This is a genomic window from Streptomyces sp. NPDC001351, assembly GCF_042896045.1.
Classification (GTDB): Bacteria; Actinomycetota; Actinomycetes; order Streptomycetales; family Streptomycetaceae; genus Streptomyces.
On the sequence record NZ_JBIAWS010000004.1, the window covers coordinates 118,502 to 136,966 of the forward strand.

The 18,465-nt window shown below is 69.3% G+C and carries 18 protein-coding genes and 1 pseudogene; 6 read left to right on the forward strand and 13 right to left on the reverse strand.

Annotated elements, in window-relative coordinates; all coding sequences use genetic code 11:
* Positions 1-23: 23 nt before the first annotated feature.
* Complete coding sequence (locus ACFY1U_RS15360) at positions 24-1,856, reverse strand: prolyl oligopeptidase family serine peptidase (RefSeq protein WP_390694632.1); 1,833 nt, start codon at positions 1,854-1,856, stop codon at positions 24-26.
* A 140-nt stretch (positions 1,857-1,996) separates the two neighbouring features.
* Here ACFY1U_RS15360 and ACFY1U_RS15365 point away from each other — a divergent pair.
* Positions 1,997-2,339 (forward strand): annotated as a pseudogene (locus ACFY1U_RS15365) (hypothetical protein); the annotation flags it as partial.
* 46 nt (positions 2,340-2,385) lie between these two features.
* Positions 2,386-3,165, forward strand: coding sequence for an SURF1 family protein (locus ACFY1U_RS15370; RefSeq protein WP_390694633.1), 780 nt, complete (start codon positions 2,386-2,388; stop codon positions 3,163-3,165).
* Between the two features lie 199 nt (positions 3,166-3,364).
* Here the strand turns inward: ACFY1U_RS15370 and ACFY1U_RS15375 are convergent, their stop codons facing one another.
* The 4 genes from ACFY1U_RS15375 to ACFY1U_RS15390 form a co-directional block, all read right to left on the reverse strand.
* A complete protein-coding gene (locus ACFY1U_RS15375) occupies positions 3,365-4,411 on the reverse strand; it encodes a hypothetical protein (protein ID WP_390694634.1) in 1,047 nt (348 codons plus the stop codon).
* 113 nt (positions 4,412-4,524) lie between these two features.
* Complete coding sequence (locus ACFY1U_RS15380; protein ID WP_389073336.1) at positions 4,525-5,130, reverse strand: SigE family RNA polymerase sigma factor; 606 nt, start codon at positions 5,128-5,130, stop codon at positions 4,525-4,527.
* Between the two features lie 472 nt (positions 5,131-5,602).
* On the reverse strand, positions 5,603-6,661 hold the full coding sequence (locus ACFY1U_RS15385; RefSeq protein ID WP_390694635.1) for an aspartate-semialdehyde dehydrogenase: 1,059 nt from the start codon (positions 6,659-6,661) through the stop codon (positions 5,603-5,605).
* Complete coding sequence (locus tag ACFY1U_RS15390) at positions 6,661-7,938, reverse strand: aspartate kinase (RefSeq protein WP_344405972.1); 1,278 nt, start codon at positions 7,936-7,938, stop codon at positions 6,661-6,663. The genes ACFY1U_RS15385 and ACFY1U_RS15390 overlap by 1 nt, the downstream gene beginning before the upstream one ends.
* A 305-nt stretch (positions 7,939-8,243) precedes the next feature.
* Here ACFY1U_RS15390 and ACFY1U_RS15395 point away from each other — a divergent pair, with 305 nt between their 5' ends.
* The 3 genes from ACFY1U_RS15395 to ACFY1U_RS15405 all read left to right on the forward strand — a co-directional run bounded on the left by ACFY1U_RS15395 (position 8,244) and on the right by ACFY1U_RS15405 (position 10,901).
* Positions 8,244-8,657, forward strand: coding sequence for a hypothetical protein (locus ACFY1U_RS15395; protein ID WP_390694636.1), 414 nt, complete (start codon positions 8,244-8,246; stop codon positions 8,655-8,657).
* A 175-nt stretch (positions 8,658-8,832) separates the two neighbouring features.
* Positions 8,833-9,549, forward strand: a complete 717-nt coding sequence (locus ACFY1U_RS15400; RefSeq protein WP_390694637.1) for a response regulator transcription factor — start codon at positions 8,833-8,835, stop codon at positions 9,547-9,549.
* Complete coding sequence (locus tag ACFY1U_RS15405) at positions 9,546-10,901, forward strand: sensor histidine kinase (protein WP_390694638.1); 1,356 nt, start codon at positions 9,546-9,548, stop codon at positions 10,899-10,901. Before ACFY1U_RS15400 ends, ACFY1U_RS15405 begins: the two co-directional genes overlap by 4 nt.
* On the opposite strand, the gene ACFY1U_RS15410 is transcribed toward ACFY1U_RS15405, so the two are convergent.
* Positions 10,867-11,367: an SgcJ/EcaC family oxidoreductase gene (locus tag ACFY1U_RS15410; protein WP_390694639.1), complete on the reverse strand. Its 501-nt coding sequence runs from the start codon at positions 11,365-11,367 to the stop codon at positions 10,867-10,869. The genes ACFY1U_RS15405 and ACFY1U_RS15410 overlap by 35 nt on opposite strands.
* A gap of 148 nt (positions 11,368-11,515) precedes the next feature.
* Between ACFY1U_RS15410 and ACFY1U_RS15415 the strand changes: the two genes are divergently transcribed.
* A complete protein-coding gene (locus tag ACFY1U_RS15415) occupies positions 11,516-12,235 on the forward strand; it encodes a TSUP family transporter (RefSeq protein WP_390695209.1) in 720 nt (239 codons plus the stop codon).
* Between the two features lie 12 nt (positions 12,236-12,247).
* On the opposite strand, the gene ACFY1U_RS15420 is transcribed toward ACFY1U_RS15415, so the two are convergent.
* The 7 genes from ACFY1U_RS15420 to ACFY1U_RS15450 form a co-directional block, all read right to left on the reverse strand.
* Positions 12,248-12,826: a Uma2 family endonuclease gene (locus ACFY1U_RS15420; RefSeq protein ID WP_390694640.1), complete on the reverse strand. Its 579-nt coding sequence runs from the start codon at positions 12,824-12,826 to the stop codon at positions 12,248-12,250.
* 50 nt (positions 12,827-12,876) lie between these two features.
* Entirely contained in the window at positions 12,877-13,194 is a 318-nt protein-coding gene (locus tag ACFY1U_RS15425; RefSeq protein WP_390694641.1) for a hypothetical protein, read from the reverse strand.
* On the reverse strand, positions 13,191-14,189 hold the full coding sequence (locus ACFY1U_RS15430; RefSeq protein ID WP_390694642.1) for a hypothetical protein: 999 nt from the start codon (positions 14,187-14,189) through the stop codon (positions 13,191-13,193). The genes ACFY1U_RS15425 and ACFY1U_RS15430 overlap by 4 nt, the downstream gene beginning before the upstream one ends.
* A 294-nt stretch (positions 14,190-14,483) precedes the next feature.
* Positions 14,484-14,726: a DUF397 domain-containing protein gene (locus ACFY1U_RS15435; RefSeq protein ID WP_390694643.1), complete on the reverse strand. Its 243-nt coding sequence runs from the start codon at positions 14,724-14,726 to the stop codon at positions 14,484-14,486.
* Positions 14,723-15,550 (reverse strand): helix-turn-helix domain-containing protein, encoded by an 828-nt coding sequence (locus ACFY1U_RS15440; RefSeq protein ID WP_390695210.1) that lies wholly within the window; start codon positions 15,548-15,550, stop codon positions 14,723-14,725. The genes ACFY1U_RS15435 and ACFY1U_RS15440 overlap by 4 nt, the downstream gene beginning before the upstream one ends.
* A gap of 401 nt (positions 15,551-15,951) precedes the next feature.
* On the reverse strand, positions 15,952-17,940 hold the full coding sequence (locus ACFY1U_RS15445) for an NB-ARC domain-containing protein (RefSeq protein WP_390694644.1): 1,989 nt from the start codon (positions 17,938-17,940) through the stop codon (positions 15,952-15,954).
* Positions 17,941-18,045: 105 nt separating this feature from the next.
* Positions 18,046-18,447 (reverse strand): hypothetical protein, encoded by a 402-nt coding sequence (locus ACFY1U_RS15450; RefSeq protein WP_390694645.1) that lies wholly within the window; start codon positions 18,445-18,447, stop codon positions 18,046-18,048.
* Positions 18,448-18,465: the final 18 nt, after the last annotated feature.

Below are 18,465 nucleotides of genomic sequence, written 5' to 3' on the forward strand. Positions count from 1 at the left end.
TACGGCGGCACGACTGTGCGCAGCTACGTCAACTGGGAGGCACCGCCCAAGTGGCGCTCCGCGAACTCCAGTTCAAGCCGGACCTGCTTGATTCTCTCGTCCACCACCAAGGAACCGTGACCCGCGTCGTAGCGGTAGACCTCGTGGGTGGCGCCGCGGGCTTCGAGACGTTTGACGTAGTTCTCGATCTGGCGGATGGGGCAGCGGGGGTCGTTGACGCCGGCCGAGATGTAGACCGGGGCTCTGACCTGGTCGACGTAGGTCAGGGGGGACGAGGCCTCGAAGCGTTCGGGGACCTCCTCGGGGGTGCCGCCGAGGAGGGTGCGGTCCATGGCCTTCAGGGCCTCCATCTCGTCGTGGTACGCCGTGACGTAGTCGGCGACCGGGACCGCCGCGATGCCGAGCGTCCAAGCCGTCGGCTGGATGCCGAGGCCGAGGAGGGTGAGGTAGCCGCCCCAGGAGCCGCCGGTGAGGATGAGGCGGTCGGGGTCCGCGAGGCCGGAGTTCACCGCCCAGGCGCGGACCGCCTCGATGTCCTCCAGTTCGATGAGGCCGACCCGGTGCTTGAGGGCGTCGGTCCAGGCGCGGCCGTAGCCGGTGGACCCGCGGTAGTTGACGCGGATCACCGCGTACCCGTGGTCGACCCAGGCCGCCGGGCCCGCCGCGAACGCGTCGCTGTCGTGCCAGGTGGGGCCGCCGTGGATGTCGAAGACCGTGGGCAGGGGGCCCAGGGCGCCCTGCGGCTTCTGGACCAGGGCGTGGATACGGCCGCCGGGGCCGTCCACCCACACGTCCTCCACCGGAACCGAGCCCGGGGACTTCATGCCCGGCGGGTCGAGGACCACCCCGCCCGTGGTCGAGCGGACCGCCGACGGTTCGGCGGCCGAGGACCAGAGGTACTCCACGCTGCCGTCGGGGCGGGCCGTCGCGCCGGAGACCGTGCCGGTCGGGGTGGGGATCTGCGTCAGGGCGCGGCTCGCCAGGTCGTACCGGAACAGCTCGCTGCGGGCCTCGAAGCTGTGCACGATGAGCAGGCCGGTGCCGTCCGGGTACCACTCGGCGCTCACGTCGCCGGGCAGGTCCAGGGCCAGGTCGGTCTCCTCGCCCGTCGCCACGTCCCAGACCAGGGGCTCCCAGCGGCCGCGGCGCTGGTGGCCGATGAGCAGCCGGGTGTCACCCTCGACGGGGGCGAAGCCCAGGACTTCCAGGCCCAGCTCGGCCGTGCCGCCCTTGGTGTCGTCCAGCTCGGCGACCGCCGTGCCGTCGGGGCGCAGGACGCGCAGTGCGGAGTGCATGGCGTCGCCGTGCTCCGTGTGCTCGATGGCGATCAGCGAACCGTCGTGGGAGAGGTCGCCGACACCCGCCGACTCGCGGTGGCGGTAGATCTCCACCGGGTCCTCGCCGGAGCGTGCGAGATGGATCGTCGTACCGTCCTCGTCCGTGGAGCGGCCGACGATCGCCGTGCCGCCGTCCCGGGCGAGGGCCAGGCCCGCCGGGTAGGAGGCCTCCAGGCCGGGCGCCGCGAGCTCGTTCTCACCGCCTTCGAAGCGCTGTCTGCGCCAGACGCCGAACTCGTCGCCGTCCTTGTCGTCGAACCACCAGATCCATGCGCCGTCGGGGGAGAGCAGGCCCTCCGTCGTGCCGTTCGGACGGTCCGTGACCTGGCGTTGTACGCCTGTGGCCCGGTCCCAGGCGTACAGCTCGTACGTCCCCGTCGCGTTCGACACGAACAGGGAGCGGTCCGGTGCGTCCTCCGCCCAGTCGGGCAGCGACACCCGCGGCGCCCGAAAGCGCTTCTCCCAGTCCGGCATGTCCTCGTTCCGCTCCGGCGCGGCGGAGGCGTTGCTCTCAGTCATGGCCCCATAGTGCCTGCCCCCACAGACAATTCGCTGGCGGGGCCCCCAGCCTGTGGATAACTTCTACCGGGCATTTACCGAACACGCGTCCAAGCAGGTCAGGAAGACCGACGCATGTCCTCCCCCATCCCTTCCTCCGCTTGTGCCGACTGGCCCGAGACGTCGGCGATGTGACCGGCAAGTCGCTGCTGCATCTGGAGTGCCACCTCGGCACCGACACCCTCTCCTGGGCCCGGCACGGCGCCGCCCGCGTCGTAGGCCCGGGCTTCTCCGAACCGGCCGTGGCGGTCGCCCGTGATCTCGCCGCCGCGACCGCTTCGACCGCGAGCCGCAGGTCTACGACCTCCCGGCACATACGCGGCGGAGAGCACCGCCACCGTCCACAACCGGACCGTGGAGTGGACGCACCCGCTCGGCGAGGTCGTCTCCGCGCTCGCGGCGGCGGGGCTGCGCATCGAGTTCCTGCACGAGCACGACGTCTCGCACCCCCGCGGCGAGGCCTCCGTGGCCGCCCCGTACCGTTGACAGCGTGTACCGGTTTCTGCTGACGCCCCGTTGGTGGGGGATCAACGTCTTCGTGCTGCTCGCCATCCCCTTCTGCATCTTCATGGGGTCCTGGCAGCTGAGCCGGTTCGAGGACCGGGTGCAGGCCCACCGGGACGCGACCGAGCAGGTCACGACGGACCGGCACGAGGCGGCGCGGCCGCTGCGGGAGCTGTTGCCGGTGAACAAGGCGACCTCCGGCAGGCAGGCCACCGCGACCGGGCGGTACGGCAAGCAGCTGCTCGTGCCTGACCGGCAGCTCGACGGCAAGCGCGGTTTCTATGTGCTGACGCTGCTGCGCACCGACGGCGGCAAGGCGCTGCCCGTGGTGCGGGGGTGGCTGCCGGGTGCCGCCGACGCGGCGAAAGCGCCCGCCGCGCCGAGCGGTGAGGTCACCGTCACCGGTGCGCTGCAGGCGTCCGAGACGCCGGGGGACAACGGGGTGAGCGCGCAGGGTGGGCTGCCGGGCGGGCAGACCGCGGCGATCAGCTCGGCTTCGCTGGTGAATCTTGTGCCGTACGAGGTGTATGACGCGTGGGTCACGCTGGACAAGGCCGACGGCGGGATGACTGCCGTGCCGGCGACGGCGCCTGCGGACTCCGGGCTGGATCTGAAGGCGTTCCAGAACCTGGGTTACACCGGGGAGTGGTTTGTCTTCGCCGGGTTTGTGGTGTTCATGTGGTTCCGGTTGCTGCGGCGGGAGGCGGAGTTCGCCCGGGACGCCGAGATGGGGTTGGTGGCCGAGGAAGAGGGCGTTGCCGTCTGACCCGGATTCGGCTGCACCGGCGCTGCGGCCTGGGGGGCGGCGTCACTTGCCCGCGCTTGCGGGGTGCCGCCTGTCCTTGGGAAGGGTGCCGCCCTTGGCGGCACGATTGCCCGCAGACTACGGCGGGCGGAGCAGACGACTCTCCCCACAAGCCACAGCGAGGTGACACGGCTGGCCGCAGGCCGAGAGGCTGGAGGGTCTACGCCCCCGTCAGCACTCCGGTGTAGATGACCGTCCCCGCGCACGCGTTGGAGACCGTCGCCGAGACCGTCGGGGAGCCCGCCGCCGTTGTGTGGGACACGATCACGCTGCCGTCTGCCGTACCGTCCGCTGTCATCATCTGGGTGGTGACGCCACTGTCCGTGCCGGTGGAGGTGGTGCCGGAGGAACTGCCGGCGTCGGGGGTCGGGGTCGGGCTGGGGGTGGAGCCGCCGTCGGTGGTGCCGCCCGTGGACCCGCCCGTGGTGGGACAGGTCGCGGAGGGGATCCAGGCGAACTTCACCTCGTAGGCCGCGCCCGGCTGCAGCTGCAGCCCGGTGATCTCGGTCGACGGTGCGGGCAGGCCGGCCGCGGCGTCCCCGACCACATGCCGTGCCGTGGAGATCTTGGTGGCGTCCGCGGCGCCCTGCGCGAGCGCGCTCACGGTGCCCACACCGCCGACGGTACAGGCGGAGCTGGAGATGTTGACGACGCGGAAGGTGCCGTAGACCGCACCCCCGGCGTCGGGCGCGGCGACGGACTCGGTGGACGAGCCGAGCTGGTCGGACGTGCACACGGGGGCGCTGGAGGCGCTGGTGGCCGAGGGGTCGGTGCCGGCGCCGCCCGTGCCCGTACCGGTGCCCTTGCTCTTGCCGTCGCCCTTCGAGTCGCCCCTGCCCTTGCCCTGGGACTTGCCCTGGTTGCCGCCGGCAGTGCTCTCACTGCCGTCCGCGTTTTTTCCCTGGCTCGCCCCGCCCTGGGCCTGCGAGGCCTGGCCGGCGACGGACGGGTTGACGTCGGAGCCGGTGGAGTTGGAGACGTGCAGCAGGGCCGGGACGGCGGTGCCGAGGAACAGCGCGGCGGCCGCCATGCCGACCATCGCCTGCCGCTTGCGGGCGCGCCGTGCGGGCACGGCCCGCCGCAGGTGGTCCAGCGTGCCGTCGCGCGGTTCCACCGTCTGCACCGCCTGGTGCAGCATCCTGCGCAGAGCCAGCTCGTCCGAGTCGAGCCCGTCCTCGGGGCTCTGGTCGTCGGGGCCGTGTTTCACAGTTCCGTTCCCAGCGTGCGATTGCCTGTGCTCTTGCTCTTGCGTTGCCGTCGGCTCGTGCCATGCGAAGGGCTCATGGCGGTCACGGGAATCACGTCCCTCGCCGTACTTGTTCATGCCGGTGTCTCCATCGCGAGGCGCAGGGCCGCGATGCCGCGGGAGCCGTACGCCTTCACCGAGCCCAGCGATATCCCGAGCGTCTCGGCGACCTGCGCCTCGGTCATGTCCGCGAAGTAGCGCAGTACCAGGACCTCGCGCTGGCGACGCTGCAGTCCCTTCATCGCCTTGATCAGGGAGTCGCGCTCCAGCTGGTCGTACGCGCCCTCCTCGGCGCTCGCCATGTCGGGCATCGGCTTGGACAGGAGCTTGAGGCCCAGGATGCGGCGGCGCAAGGCGGAGCGGGAGAGATTGACGACCGTCTGACGCAGATAGGCGAGCGTCTTCTCCGGGTCGCGGACCCGTTTGCGTGCCGAGTGCACGCGGATGAAGGCCTCCTGGACGACGTCCTCGCAGGAGGCGGTGTCGTCGAGCAGGAGGGCGGCGAGCCCCAGCAGCGAGCGGTAGTGCGCACGGTAGGTCTCGGTGAGGTGGTCGACGGTCGTACCGGCCGCCGCCGTGTCCTCGGCGTAGTCGGCGCCGTCACGCTGATTCGGAATGCGGGCGGGCCGCGCTGCGGGCATGGGCGCGATCACCGGCATGCCGCCGGGCGCGCCGGGCATGCGGGGTCGGCCGCGAGTCGCGGCAGGGAAGTCGAGAACCTGAGCCACGCCAGTTGGACACGTTTCCCTCCATGAGGGTTGTACGTGCCGGGCGTCACTTTCGCGTCATGTGCCGCAGCCGGCCGTCTCGCGTCAGGCAGCACAACTGACCGTGCGTCAAACGCCCTCATGCCTACCCGCTCTTCCCCTATATCCGAATGGCCGAGGCGTCCCCACGCCTCGCCGCGCATCCCCGCACCCCGAAGGGCGTTCGCAAAGACGCTCCCCGCCCTTCGCGCGGTTGCGGAGAGCGGGGAGGAAAATCTTCGGATGCCGAGGGGGTCCGCAGCAAGTGGTCCGGACCATCTACCGGCTCACACTTCGTACACCGATCTTACAAAGTCTCCCGGGACGGGCCGACAGCCTTCCTTTGCGTACAACCGCGTACGACTACGTACAACCGTGTACGACGCCTTTGCCCCCGTGGGGTGCGTCACGCGAACTCGGTCGCCACCAGTTCCGCGATCTGTGCGGTGTTGAGGGCCGCGCCCTTGCGGAGGTTGTCGCCGCAGACGAAGAGTTCGAGCGCCGTGGGGTCGTCGAGCGCGCGACGCACCCGGCCCACCCAGGTCGGGTCGGTGCCCACGACGTCGGCGGGTGTGGGGAACTCGCCGGCGGCCGGGTCGTCGAAGAGGACGACGCCGGGGGCGGTGGCGAGGATCTCCCGGGCCCCGTCGACGGTGACCTCGCCCTGGAAGCGGGCGTGGACGGTGAGGGAGTGCGTGGTGACCACCGGTACCCGTACGCAGGTCACGGCGACGGGCAGCCGGGGCAGGCCGAGGATCTTGCGGGACTCGTCCCGCACCTTCATCTCCTCCGAGGACCAGCCGTCCTCGCGCAGCGAACCGGCCCACGGTACGACGTTCAGCGCGACCGGCTCCGGGAACGGCCCGGTGTTGTCGCCGACGGCCCGCCGCACGTCCCCGGGGCTGGTCCCCAGCTCCGTACCGGCGACGAGGGACAGCTGCTGCCGCAGGGTCTCCACCCCGGCCCGGCCCGCCCCGCTGACCGCCTGGTACGAGGAGACCACCAGCTCACGCAGCCCGAACTCGGCGTGCAGCGCGCCCAGGGCCACGATCATGGACAGGGTCGTGCAGTTCGGGTTGGCGATGATCCCGCGGGGCCGGCGGCGGGCGCAGTGCGGATTGACCTCCGGGACCACCAGCGGTACCTCCGGGTCCATCCGGAAGGCGCCCGAGTTGTCCACCACCACCGCGCCCTTGGCCGCGGCGATCGGCGCCCAGTGCGCGGACACCTCGTCGGGTACGTCGAACATGGCGACGTCGACCCCGTCGAAGGCCTCCTCGGTCAGGGCGACCACCTCGACCTCCTGACCGCGCACGGCCAGCTTGCGGCCGGCCGAGCGCGGTGAGGCGATCAGACGGATCTCGCCCCAGATGTCCGCGTGCTGGGACAGGATCTGGAGCATGACCGTGCCGACGGCTCCGGTCGCTCCCACGACCGCGAGCGTCGGGCGTACGGGCCCGGGCATCAGCGTCCGGTGCCGCCGTAGACGACCGCCTCGGCGGTGTCGGAGTCCAGGCCGAAGGCGGAGTGCACGGCACGCACGGCCTCCGGCACGTCGTCGGCGCGGGTGACGACCGAGATACGGATCTCCGAGGTCGAGATCAGCTCGATGTTCACGCCGGCGTCGGACAGCGCCTCGAAGAAGGACGCCGTGACACCCGGGTTGGTCTTCATACCCGCTCCGACCAGCGAAATCTTGCCGATCTGGTCGTCGTAGCGCAGTGAGTCGAACCCGATGGCCGTCTTCGCCCGCTCCAGGGCGTCGATGGCCTTGCGGCCCTCGGTCTTGGGCAGGGTGAAGGAGATGTCCGTCAGCCCGGTGGAGGCGGCGGACACGTTCTGCACGACCATGTCGATGTTGATCTCGGCGTCGGCGATGGCACGGAAGATCGAGGCGGCCTCGCCCGGCTTGTCCGGGACGCCGACGACCGTGACCTTGGCCTCCGAGGTGTCGTGCGCGACACCGGAGATGATGGCCTGCTCCACCTTCTTGTCCCCTTGCTCGATCGGCTCACTGCTGACCCACGTGCCCTGCAGCCCGCTGAAGCTGGAGCGGACGTGGATCGGGATGTTGTAGCGGCGGGCGTACTCCACACAGCGGTGGAGCAGCACCTTGGAGCCGGAGGCGGCGAGCTCCAGCATGTCCTCGAAGGCGATCCAGTCGATCTTCTTCGCCTTCTTCACCACGCGCGGGTCGGCGGTGAACACGCCGTCGACGTCGGTGTAGATCTCGCACACCTCGGCGTCGAGTGCGGCGGCCAGCGCGACGGCCGTCGTGTCGGAACCACCGCGGCCGAGCGTGGTGATGTCCTTCTTGTCCTGGCTGACGCCCTGGAACCCGGCGACGATGGCGATGTTGCCCTCGTCGAGGGCCGTGCGGATACGGCCGGGCGTGACGTCGATGATGCGGGCTTTGTTGTGAACGGAGTCGGTGATGACGCCTGCCTGGCTGCCGGTGAAGCTCTGGGCCTCGTGACCCAGGTTCTTGATCGCCATGGCCAGCAGTGCCATGGAGATCCGCTCTCCGGCGGTCAGCAGCATGTCGAACTCACGCCCGGCCGGCATCGGGGATACCTGCTCGGCGAGATCGATCAGCTCGTCCGTCGTGTCGCCCATCGCGGAAACGACCACGACCACTTGGTGGCCGTTCTTCTTCGCTTCCACGATCCGCTTGGCGACGCGCTTGATGCCCTCGGCATCGGCTACGGAGGAGCCTCCGTACTTCTGCACGACAAGGCCCACGTGCGCTCCTCGCTCAGTCCGTGTCTTTCCGCACGTACGCATGAGTACGGCGGTCGGTTCAGTCTAACGAGCGTCCGAAAACGACCTTGGGGATACCAGATGGTGAGATTCGGGCGCTCCGGGAGGGCATCTGCCCGGTCGCGAGCCCCGTACGCGGGAAGTGGTGCAGGTCACCTCGCCACTCCCTGCACCTTTGGATCGAACGAAATCGAACAAGGCTGGATCTTGGCCGGAAATACACCCGTACTCATGATCGAAAATCTGTATCGTGCGTTGCCGACCACCACTGAACGGGGGAGATCTCCATGATTCGTCGTTTCTCGCTGGCCGTCGCCGCGTCTGCGGCCGTCGGCTTCTCGCTTCTCTCGGTTCCGGCTCACGCAGCCGGCACCCAGGCGCCCAACCCGGTGGCGCAGAGGTCGGGGGACCACGTCAAGTGCACCTCTCTGGACAACGGGCAGCTCTGTATCGTCATGGACAACAGTCCGCAGTCCATCACCACCATCTACACGAAGAAGGACGGCGACTCCATCAAGGCGCACCTGGGGTACCGCATGCGCGGTACGTCGACGTACGACAAGCTGGAGAAGATCGACAAGAACGACCGCGCCACCAGCACCTGGACCATGAGCTGGCCCTGCAACTCGGCCGTCGGCCTGCTCAAGCTCGAGAACGGCAAGGTCTACGAGACCCCGTCGGCGACCTTCCCGGGCTGCTGACGAGGTAACACGGTCGGCCGGGGCCGGCATACGCCGCCCACCACGCCACCCTTGAGGGGCCCGCCCAAAGCGGGCTCCTTTCGCGTCCCCGCACCGGGGCCATGGGCGTGCGCCTCTTGATCGGCAGGAGGCTCCTCCACCATCGTCTTTAAGTTTCAACCACTAGGGTTCGGCTGTGCGCGTACTGCTGGTGGAAGACGACGAACCGGTCGCCGAGTCGCTCCGGCGAGGACTGCTGCGTTACGGCTTCGAGGTGGCGTGGGTCACCACGGGCGGCGACGCGCTGCGCCACAAGGACCCCTACGACGTCGTCCTGCTCGACCTCGGTCTGCCCGACACCGACGGACTGGACGTCTGCAAGGCGCTGCGCGAACGCGGCGACGTGCCGATCATCGTGATCAGCGCGCGCAGCGACGAGACGGACCGGGTGGTGGGCCTGGAGCTCGGCGCGGACGACTACGTGTCCAAGCCGTTCGGGGTCCGGGAGGTCATCGCGCGGATACGGGCGGTGCTGCGACGGGTGCAGGCCCGTACGCCGGAGATGGCCGCGGGCGGTCCGGACCGGTACGGGCCCCGGCTGACGATCGACCGCAAGGCGGCCCGGGTGCACGTGGACGGCGCGGAGGTCGCCCTCGCACCCAAGGAGTACGACCTGCTGGCCTTCCTCACCGAGGAGCCGGGCGCGCTGATGTCCCGGGAGCAGATCATGGAAGCGGTCTGGGACGCGAACTGGTTCGGGCCGACCAAGACGCTCGACGTCCATGTGGCGGCGCTGCGGCGGAAGTTCACCGGGGTCCTCGCCATCGAGGCGGTGCGCGGGGTCGGCTTCCGGCTGGAGATCGTCAAGGAGGCCAGGGACGTCAAGGACGTCAAGGACGCCGGGGCGTCATGAACCGCCGGCTCATCCGCAGTTACATCCTGCTCGTCGCCGTCGCCATCCTGCTGTTCACCGTGCCGGTGGCCTTCACGCTCACCCAGCAGTTGCGCGACGACACCGAGCTGTCCGTGCTGCGCGAGGCCAGGACGATGGCGCTGCTGCTCGGCGGCGGCGACCGGATCTCGTGCGACGCCCTGGAGAAGGTGGCCAGGGCGTACAGCGACGAGACCCCCGGCACCGTCCAGGTGACCCCTACCGGCAGTTGCTCCCCGGACATCCCCAGGCCGACCGCGAACGCGGCGCTGACCCGGGCCGTGGAGCAGAACCGGTCCACGACCGACTGGGGCTCCGACTTCATCTGGGGCAAGCGGCTCGAGGTCACCGTGCCCGCTCAGGGGCGGGCGGCCGTGCGGGTGGTGTACCCGACCTCGCATCTCACCCACAGGCTGTGGACGATCTGGGGCTTCCGGGCGGGGCTCGCGGTGGCGGTGCTCGGGGTGGCGGCGCTGATCGGCGCGGTCGCGGCCCGCCGGATCACCGCCCCGCTGCGCGAACTCAACGACATGGCCAGCAAGTTCGGCGACGGCGACCTCACCGCCCGCTCCCCGGTGACGGGCCCGCCGGAGACCCAGACCCTCGCCCGCACCCTGAACCAGGGCGCGGAACGCCTGGACACGCTGGTCGCCTCGCAGCGGATCTTCGTGGCGGACGCCTCGCACCAACTCCGCACGCCCCTCACGGCGTTGAGGCTCTCGCTGGACAACATCGCGGATTGCGTGGACGACGAGTTCGTACGGGAGGACGTGGAGCAGGCGACCGCCGAGGTGGTCCGGATGAGCCGCATGGTCAACGGCCTGCTGGTGCTCGCACGGGCCGAGGCGAAGGTGACGGCCGCGGAGCCGCTTCCCCTCGGGGAGATCGTGTCCGAACGGCTGTCGGTGTGGAGACCGGCCGCCGACGAGCGCGGAGTCACCATCGCGCTCGGGGGGAGTGGTGTCGACGGCCGGCCGTCTGTGCTGGCCAGCCCCGGTCATCTGGACCAGGTGCTGGACAACGTGCTCTCGAATGCGCTGGAGGTCTCACCGGACGGCGCCACGATCACCGTGCGGGTCGAGGAGAAGGGCGCGGAAGTGGTGCTCTCCGTCCTCGACCAGGGCCCCGGCATGACCGACGCGGAGAAGTCCCGCGCCTTCGACCGCTTCTGGCGCGGCCAGGGTCTGACCGGGCGCTCCGGTTCGGGCCTCGGCCTCGCCGTCGTCAAGCAGCTGGTGACCGACGACGGCGGGACCGTGACCCTGCGGGACGCCCCCGGGGGCGGGCTGGAGGTCAGGATCAGCCTTCGGGCATCTTCGAGGAGTGGTGGTTGACGATCAGCCACTTGCCGTCCCGCTTCTCGTACTCGTACGTGTAGCGGGCCTTGACGACGCTCTTCTTCCCGGTCGTGTGGTCGGTGAGCGTGAACTGGTACACGCCGGTGTCGATGGCGGAGTTGTCGTCGAGGACATTGACGATGGTCCGGATCTTCTTCCCGACCGGCTTGTTCTCCAGGAAGTGCTGGAAGTAGTCGACGATCCCGGCGCGGTCGGTACGCACCTCGTTGGAGACGGTGGGCAGCAGGACCGCGTCGTCCGCGTACAGGTCCGCGACCTTCTCCGGGTCACCGGTCTGCAGCGTCTTGTTCCAGGTGTTGAACAGCCCGGCTATCTGCTTCTTGCTCGCCTTCGGGGCGGGGTCGGAGCCGGCTACACCGACTCCGGCAGCGAAGGTACCGACGGCGGCGAGGGCGGCGGCGACGACGATGGCTACGCGCTTGCTGAGGGAACGACGGGTCATCGCTGTCTCCAGTTTCGGTGCGGTTCCGGGTCTTCGACCTCCCTGCCGGGGAAGTGACTCCAGACTCGCTTTTCACTGGTTAGGGCCCGTGCAACGGTCGTACAGCGCTGATCCAAGACCCACCCAACTCACATGGAGTGACCGCGTGATCACGACGGACCTACTGCTGGCGGGCATCGTGCTGCTCGGATCCTCCGTGCAGTGGCTGACCGGCATGGGGTTCGCGCTGGTCGCCGTGCCCGCGCTGGTGCTGCTGCTGGGGCCCGCCGAGGGTGTCGTGCTCGCCAACTGCGCGGCGGGGGCCATCAGCGTCGTGGGCCTGGCGGGCGGCTGGCGGCGGGTGCGGCCGGGCGCGATGCTGCCGCTGTGCGCGGCGGCGGCGTGCACGGTACCGGCGGGGGCCTGGCTGACCCGTCAACTCCCCCCGCCTGTGCTGCTGTTGGTTATGGGCGGGCTGGTGACGGTCGCGGTGCTGCTGGTGATGCGGGGTGCGCGGGTGCCTGCGTTGCGGGGCACGAGGGGTGCGGTCGTGGCGGGCGCGGTGGGAGGGTTCATGAACTCGGCGGCGGGCGTGGGCGGGCCACCGGTGTCCTTGTACGCCGTCAACGCGGGCTGGACGGTACGGGAGTTCGTACCGAACGCCCAGTTCTACGGGGTGGTGGTGAACGCGTTCTCGGTGGCGGCGAACGGGGTGCCGGAGCTGGGCGGGGCGCGCTGGGGATGGGTCGTCGCCGCGATGGTGGTCGGGGCGGTGATCGGCAGGGGGCTCGCCGAGCGGATACCCGAGAGACGAGCCCGACTGCTGGTGTTGTTGCTGGCGTTGACCGGTGGAGTTACGGCTGTGGGGAAGGGCGTGTGGGGGCTGTGACGGGTGGGCGACTCAGTCCACGAACTCCTTGAGGGGCTCGGTGTCGAGGGTGATGTTCACCGGCTCGGGGAGCTTCAGGGTCGCGCCGAAGGGAAGCTTCTCCTCGTGCCGGTAGCGGCCGTCCTGCGGCTGATTGAACACGATGAGCGAGCAGTCGTCGCGGTCGATGAGGAGGTAGACGGGGATGCCTGCGGCCGCGTAGCCGTCGGGCTTCTCGACTCGGTCACGCTTGTTCGTGTCGGAGTCGTAGGAAGTGACCTCCACAGCCATCAGAGCGGCGCCCGCATCCGACCACTCGCCGTGTCCTTTCAACCCGCCCACGCGCACGAGAACCCCGTCGGCGCGGGCGCGTCCCTTGCGGTAGCGCTCCGTCTTCAGGCCACTCTCCGAGTGAAGCCAGAGGTCAGGGCGATGCTGCATGCACACCCGTTGCAGCCACGCGATCATCTCGCGATGGTTGCCGTCCGCCATGGGCTTGACCACGACCTTTCCGTTGATGAACTCCAGCCACACGGTCTCCGGGGCATGGCGCTCCAGCTCCTCGAACTCCTCGACGGACATCTGCGGCCGGTTCTCGATCCTGGGGGTCATGGCGTCGCCTCCTCGACACCATGGTGCCCTGACCGGCACGTCCTGCACGCTCATACGCTGCTCCCGTCCCGAGCGTCGTGCTGGCCGTCGTCCGCGGTATCGAAGAGCCGGTCGATCCGCGCATCGGCCTCCGCGCGCTCCGCCTCGGTGAAGGCACCGAACTCCGCCTCGTACTCCCGCATGGCCGCGAGCCCGGCGGCACGCAGCTGCTCGTGGTCCGGATGGGCACCGAGGTATTCCTCCACGGCGTCCGCCACCACGGCACAGACCGACCGCCGCGAGCCCTCCACGTATGACCGCAGCCGGGCGGTGAGGTCCTGGCCGAGGTCCACGGACAGGCGCCCGGCCTCTTCGTTCAGCCCGGTCACATCCGCCGCCCGGCCCTCGACCGCAGACCGCCGGCCGCGCGGACCTCCGCGGCCCAGCGCGTGACGTCCACCACGTCGGGTGCCGGGCCGGACAGGAACGTCTCCGGGACCACCGGCATCGGCGCTGCGCCCTGGATCTCCAACTCGATCTCCGCACGGCACTCGCGGCACAGGCCGTCGACGATCTCCGCCGTCCGTTCATCCGCGTCGCAAAGGCCGCACGCCATGATCACGCGGGTGACACGAGCACGAGCCGGGGCGGCCTTCTGGCGCACCTTGGCCTTCTTCGGGGGCATCTTGCTCTCCAATCGGTTGCGGGCGAGTCCGCCCGGGTTGGTGACGGCGGGCGGCAGCCCGTCGGTCAGGGCCTTCGCGAGGTCGTACGTCGTCGCGCCGCACGCCAGCCATTCCGCGGCCAGGGACTCGAGTGCCCGGCAGTCGCGGTCGGACAGGGACATACGGGCGTCGAAAGCGCGGAGTTCGGCGAGGGCGAGATAGGCGGCGCTGGGCTGCTCGGCGGCCTCTTCGTCCGACTCGGGCTGTTCGGGCTGTTCGGGCTGCGGGGCGGGCTCAGGTTCGTCCTCAGCGGCGCCGGGGAGTTCCTCGACCCGGGCCAGCCCCGGCTGGTAGTGCGCGGTCACGTCCTTGCCGTCGCGCGCCCGTGCGAAGTCGGCCCACCACTGCGGCGACCTGCGGGTACGCGACCAGTACGTCCGCGTCACCCACCGCATCGAGCCGTCCTCGGCGGTGATGTGCTCCTTGATCCAGCGCAGGTGGCCGACGACGACGAGGACTCCCAGGGAGACGCGGGTCGCCTGCTGGCCGTAGCGCGGATGCTCGGCGGCGATGACTTTGTAGCCCATCGCGTGGCCGTCTTCGAGATGGTCGACGAAGACGGCGATCTCACGGTCCCGCTGGCTCAGATGTGCGAAGTCCGGGTCGGCGTGCGGGTCTTCGTCACCCACGGCGCGTTTTCCGTAGCCCGATTTGGCCATGGGGTGCGACGGGGACGGCAGGGCAGGACTAGGCTGGGCGTAAGCCACGGTCGAAGCTCGCATTCGATCGGTGGGTCAGGCCCCGGAGCCGGTGTTGGCGCACCGACCGGGGCCGAACTATTTGCTTGTTTGCCGTGAACCTAGAGCGGCTTTACGTTCCGAAGCAAGCCGATCACGGAACGTCACTCATTCGAGGTACGACGCCCCAACTCACGTACAGACTTGGTTGGTTGGGTTGGATTTCAACCAAACCAGAACCCAGAAAACCCATTGGAGGAGCTCGAAGCCCGAGGCTCAAGCTCCGGGCTGAACTGCGGAAACGAACGCCGCCCAGGCGGAGGCCGTGACGTGGAGCTCGGGGCTCGCGGGGAGCTTGGAGTCACGAACGTGGATGGCGGTGGCGAACGCTACTTCGACGCAGGCGCCGCCCTCGCTGTCGCTGTAACTCGACTTGAACCAGGCGAGCGCGACCTCAACGCAGTTGCCACCTTCGCTGTCGCTGTAGCTCGACTTGAACCACTTCAGGGGGTCGCTCACGGCTGATCCACCATCCGTTCGATGAAGCGGGCCGACTCATCGGGGTCGAGAGCCTGCGTGCGGATCATGCTAAGCCGCTCGGTCACACGGCTGACAACCCCCGGATCGGCCGAAAGCTCGCTGGCGAACGACCCCTCCGTGAAGGCGCATCGCTCGTGGTCCCGGGTCTCCAGCAGCACCATCGGTCCCATGAGGGCCGCAGGAATGGCCCGTTCGAAGGGAAGTACCTGCACGACGACATTCCGGGGGCGCGCCACCTCCAAGAGACGGCGCAGCTGCTCGTCGTCCACCTGCGGGCTGCGCAGAACCGCCTCGTAGAGAACGAAGCTCAGCCCCACCGGCGGCTTCCGGTCCGTGAGGATGGCCTGTCGCTCCATCCGAGCCGCGACCCGCTCCTCCACCGTCTCGTCGTCCAGAGGCGGAACGTGGTTGTCGATGAGTGCGCGCGCGTACCCCTTCGTCTGCAACAGACCAGGGATGTACGTGACTTCGTACCACCAGATACTGGTCGCCTCCTTCTCCCGCTCCATGAAGTCCTGCGCACGCGCAGGGAACCGCTCCCGGTTCATGAACTCCTTGGCGGCGCTCAACATCCCCCGCGCATCGCACAGTTCGTCCGCCACGTCCAGCACACGGGAGGTCGGCCTGCGGACGCCGCGCTCCATCGACGTGATGGTGTCCGGGGAGTAGTTGGCTGCGGAGGCGAGTGTCTCGCGCGTGACGTCCGCCTTCGCACGCCACCGCTTCAGCTGGTCGCCGGCATACCGCCACGCAACAGGCGGTTGGGAGCTCGAGTTGCTGGACTGGCCCGCCACTGCACGCACCTCCGACCGGTACACCCCGGCGTGTATCACCTCAGCCACTACCGAGCGTAGCTCCGTGAGCGCCGCCGCGTGACCGGGACGAACGCGATTCACCGCTCGATTCGATTCCGGCCTTGGGCAACCAACTCCGCGTGGTCGGCACGCCCTTCGAAGCCGTACGGATCGAAGGCAAACGCCAGGACGCGTCGCCGCCCGTCTCATCAAAGTGGCCGAGGGGAAATCGGCCGCGAAACAGTGGTCGGCTTCCGGTGGATGTACTTCCTGCCAGCAGTCGCCTTGATCGAGCCTGATTGGTCCAGAAGACTGCCAGGCCGCGACCGGAAGACACCTCCTCGTACTCCTGCTGACCCTCACGGGAGGGTCCACCCTCAGAAAGGAGCTTTGGCAACGTGCCCGAAGGCTTAGGCCCTGGGTTCGACGCCTGGTGGCAGGACATGGGCCAGGGTCTTGCGCATGAGGCCGACCGCGTGTGTCTCCGCGAAACCGCGTTCCCAGTCGGTGAGCAGCAGATCTGCCAGAATGCGGGCACGATCGGTCTCGCCGAACTCGTGCAGCATCTTGACCTGGACGGTCCGGTAGAACAGTGAGGTCAGGCTCAGAGGCCCATGCGCCTCCGTGGCCGCCTCGATGCCCACCTCCACCACCTTCAACGCGTCCTCGGGTTCTCCCATTTCAGCCCTGAGCCGTATCAGCCCCAGCATGAGAGCGACGAACTTTTCGCTCAGCGGTCCCTCGGCACGCTCAGCGATCTGATCGTGGCGACGCATGAGTTCCGCGACAGCGTCCGGCCCGTACCGGGTAAAATCCGAGGCCGCCAACTCCGTCAACATCGCGGCCAGCGTGACGCCGGCCTCCAGTGCCGCGGGATGGCCGGACCCCAGCACCCGATCGGCCCGCCGCGCGTTCTTGCGCGCCAGGCTCACCGCGGCGGTGACGTCACTGCACCGCCGTAACTCGTAGGCGAGATGAGCACGGATCTCGAATGTCTGCGGATTACGCCTCCCATACACACGCGCGGTCGTGGACCAGTCCTCTCGAAGGAGCCTGGTCGCCTCGCCCTCTACACCCACCGCCAGAAGTGCCTGTACGAGCAGCATGCGTGCGTGAAGGGTGATCTCGTGGCGTCGGCCGCAGGCCGCCTCCGCGGCCCGTACTGCCTGCCAAGATCTGGCGACCGCCTCCTCGTCGTCGATCCCCATGTGCCAGTTGGCGACGTGGACGAGCAGCAGCGCCGACTCGGGCGTCTTCGGTTCCGTACCGATGTGTCCGCACAGTGCCTCCGCATGCGCGAACCAGCCGCTGTGGACGCTGCTCTCAAAGTTCTCGGCCGCTCTGTTCAAGAGGTCTGCCGCGGTCTCGCGTGCTGCCGCAACCGCCTCCGTCGTGCGGTGCGGATTATCCGGATCGCCGGTCCGCGAGACCGCCTGGACCAGGCGGTGCACCGAGATGGTGTCGTCGTGCAGGGTGATCATGCTGTGCGCGGCGAGCAGCCGTAGTGCCTCTGTCACCTCCGTCGGCCCGCCGAGCGGTTCGAGGTACGAGCGGGGTATGCCGTCCGGCGCCCACCAGGCGATCACACGAAGGATCTCAACCGTGAACGGTGCATCCACCAGCCGGTCCAGCGTGACCTGCCAAACCCGGGCGATGGTCCGCCCGCCCTCCGGGACGTAGCTGAGGAGGTACTCGGGATTGGCTGTCCGCAGCTCCAGGTAGTCCTGGGGCGTCAGGCTCGCCTCCCGGCAATAGGCGCCCGCCTGCTCCACCGCCAGCGGAAGGCAGCCAAGTTCACGGCACAACTCCTCCGTACTGGATGTGGATTGCCCGTATACCTGCTCGAACAGTGTCACTGCCTCCGGCAGTTCGAGCACATTCAGCGAAAGCGTCTCCGCGATGCGCTGCCAGCCCGCCGCCTGCCGGGTGGTGATCAGGAACCGTCCGCCCGTCGCCCGCGCCAGAATCGGCTTCACGTCCGCGGGGTCGGAGACGTTGTCCAGTACAAGCAGCCAGCCCTCGTTGTCCGACAGCCATCTTACGGCCAGATCGCGCAGCACTTTCCGGGACAGCAGGTCGGCCAGGGCCGGCTGGAGAGCCAGCGCGAGGTCTGCGAGCCCCGCGTCCAGGTCGTCCCCCGTCTCCGCACTAATCCACCAGACCGGGTTGCATACACCAGCCTGGGCCGACGCCCAACGCGCTGTCAGCGTGGACTTTCCGATGCCGCCCAGACCGTGCACCGCATGGACAACAACTCCGCCCGTCTGCCTGAAAGCCGCGTCCAGCATGGCCAATTCATCTTCGCGACCCACGAACAGCCGTGCTCGCTCCGGCAGGCTGACCACCGGCGATGTGGCCGCGGGCAGGTCGAAGGCCTCATCGGGCAGCGGAGGCAGCATTCTGCCGACAAAACGTCGGCGCAGCGCGGTCTCCGGTGAAGGCCATGCCGATCGACTGACCCGCGGCAACCGACCGCTCCCCCGAGGCCTTGATCCGATCGGTCATCAGGGGCCGGTGGACGCCGAACCGATGTCGCCGCCGGCTGCGATGGAGCCGGGGCCGGAGGCGGACACGCTGCCCGGCGCCGTCGTGCCGCCCGACGGTGGCGGTGGTGTGGGCGCGGGCGGAGCCGTCGTACCGCCCGTGGACGCCATACCGATGGTGCCGCCCGCGGCGATCGCGCCCGCGCCGGAAGCGGTGACACTCGGCTGCGGGGCCGACGGGGTAGTGGTGCCGCCGAACTGTGCGACGAGAGCCAGCGCGAGACCGACGAGGCCGACAACTCCTCCTGTCACGCTCGCCACTTGATCCGCCTTGCCGAGGTCCACGACAGCCACCGCGACCAGCGTCGCCGCGCCCGCCCCGAAGAGACCGACTCCAGCCCATGCCCAAGGTTTCAGCGCCATGCCCCGCATTGTGGCGGA

What these genes read in the sequence shown, in the direction of transcription:
- ACFY1U_RS15360 (WP_390694632.1), bottom strand. Translation starts at nt 1,856, where the DNA reads ATGACTGAGAGCAACGCCTCCGCCGCGCCGGAGCGGAACGAGGACATG.
- ACFY1U_RS15380 (WP_389073336.1), bottom strand. Translation starts at nt 5,130, where the DNA reads ATGCCCGGCGCGCCCGGCGGCATGCCGGTGATCGCGCCCATGCCCGCA.
- ACFY1U_RS15385 (WP_390694635.1), bottom strand. Translation starts at nt 6,661, where the DNA reads ATGCCCGGGCCCGTACGCCCGACGCTCGCGGTCGTGGGAGCGACCGGA.
- ACFY1U_RS15395 (WP_390694636.1), top strand. Translation starts at nt 8,244, where the DNA reads ATGATTCGTCGTTTCTCGCTGGCCGTCGCCGCGTCTGCGGCCGTCGGC.
- ACFY1U_RS15405 (WP_390694638.1), top strand. Translation starts at nt 9,546, where the DNA reads ATGAACCGCCGGCTCATCCGCAGTTACATCCTGCTCGTCGCCGTCGCC.
- ACFY1U_RS15410 (WP_390694639.1), bottom strand. Translation starts at nt 11,367, where the DNA reads ATGACCCGTCGTTCCCTCAGCAAGCGCGTAGCCATCGTCGTCGCCGCC.
- ACFY1U_RS15420 (WP_390694640.1), bottom strand. Translation starts at nt 12,826, where the DNA reads ATGACCCCCAGGATCGAGAACCGGCCGCAGATGTCCGTCGAGGAGTTC.
- ACFY1U_RS15430 (WP_390694642.1), bottom strand. Translation starts at nt 14,189, where the DNA reads ATGGCCAAATCGGGCTACGGAAAACGCGCCGTGGGTGACGAAGACCCG.
- ACFY1U_RS15445 (WP_390694644.1), bottom strand. Translation starts at nt 17,940, where the DNA reads ATGCTGCCTCCGCTGCCCGATGAGGCCTTCGACCTGCCCGCGGCCACA.
- ACFY1U_RS15450 (WP_390694645.1), bottom strand. Translation starts at nt 18,447, where the DNA reads ATGGCGCTGAAACCTTGGGCATGGGCTGGAGTCGGTCTCTTCGGGGCG.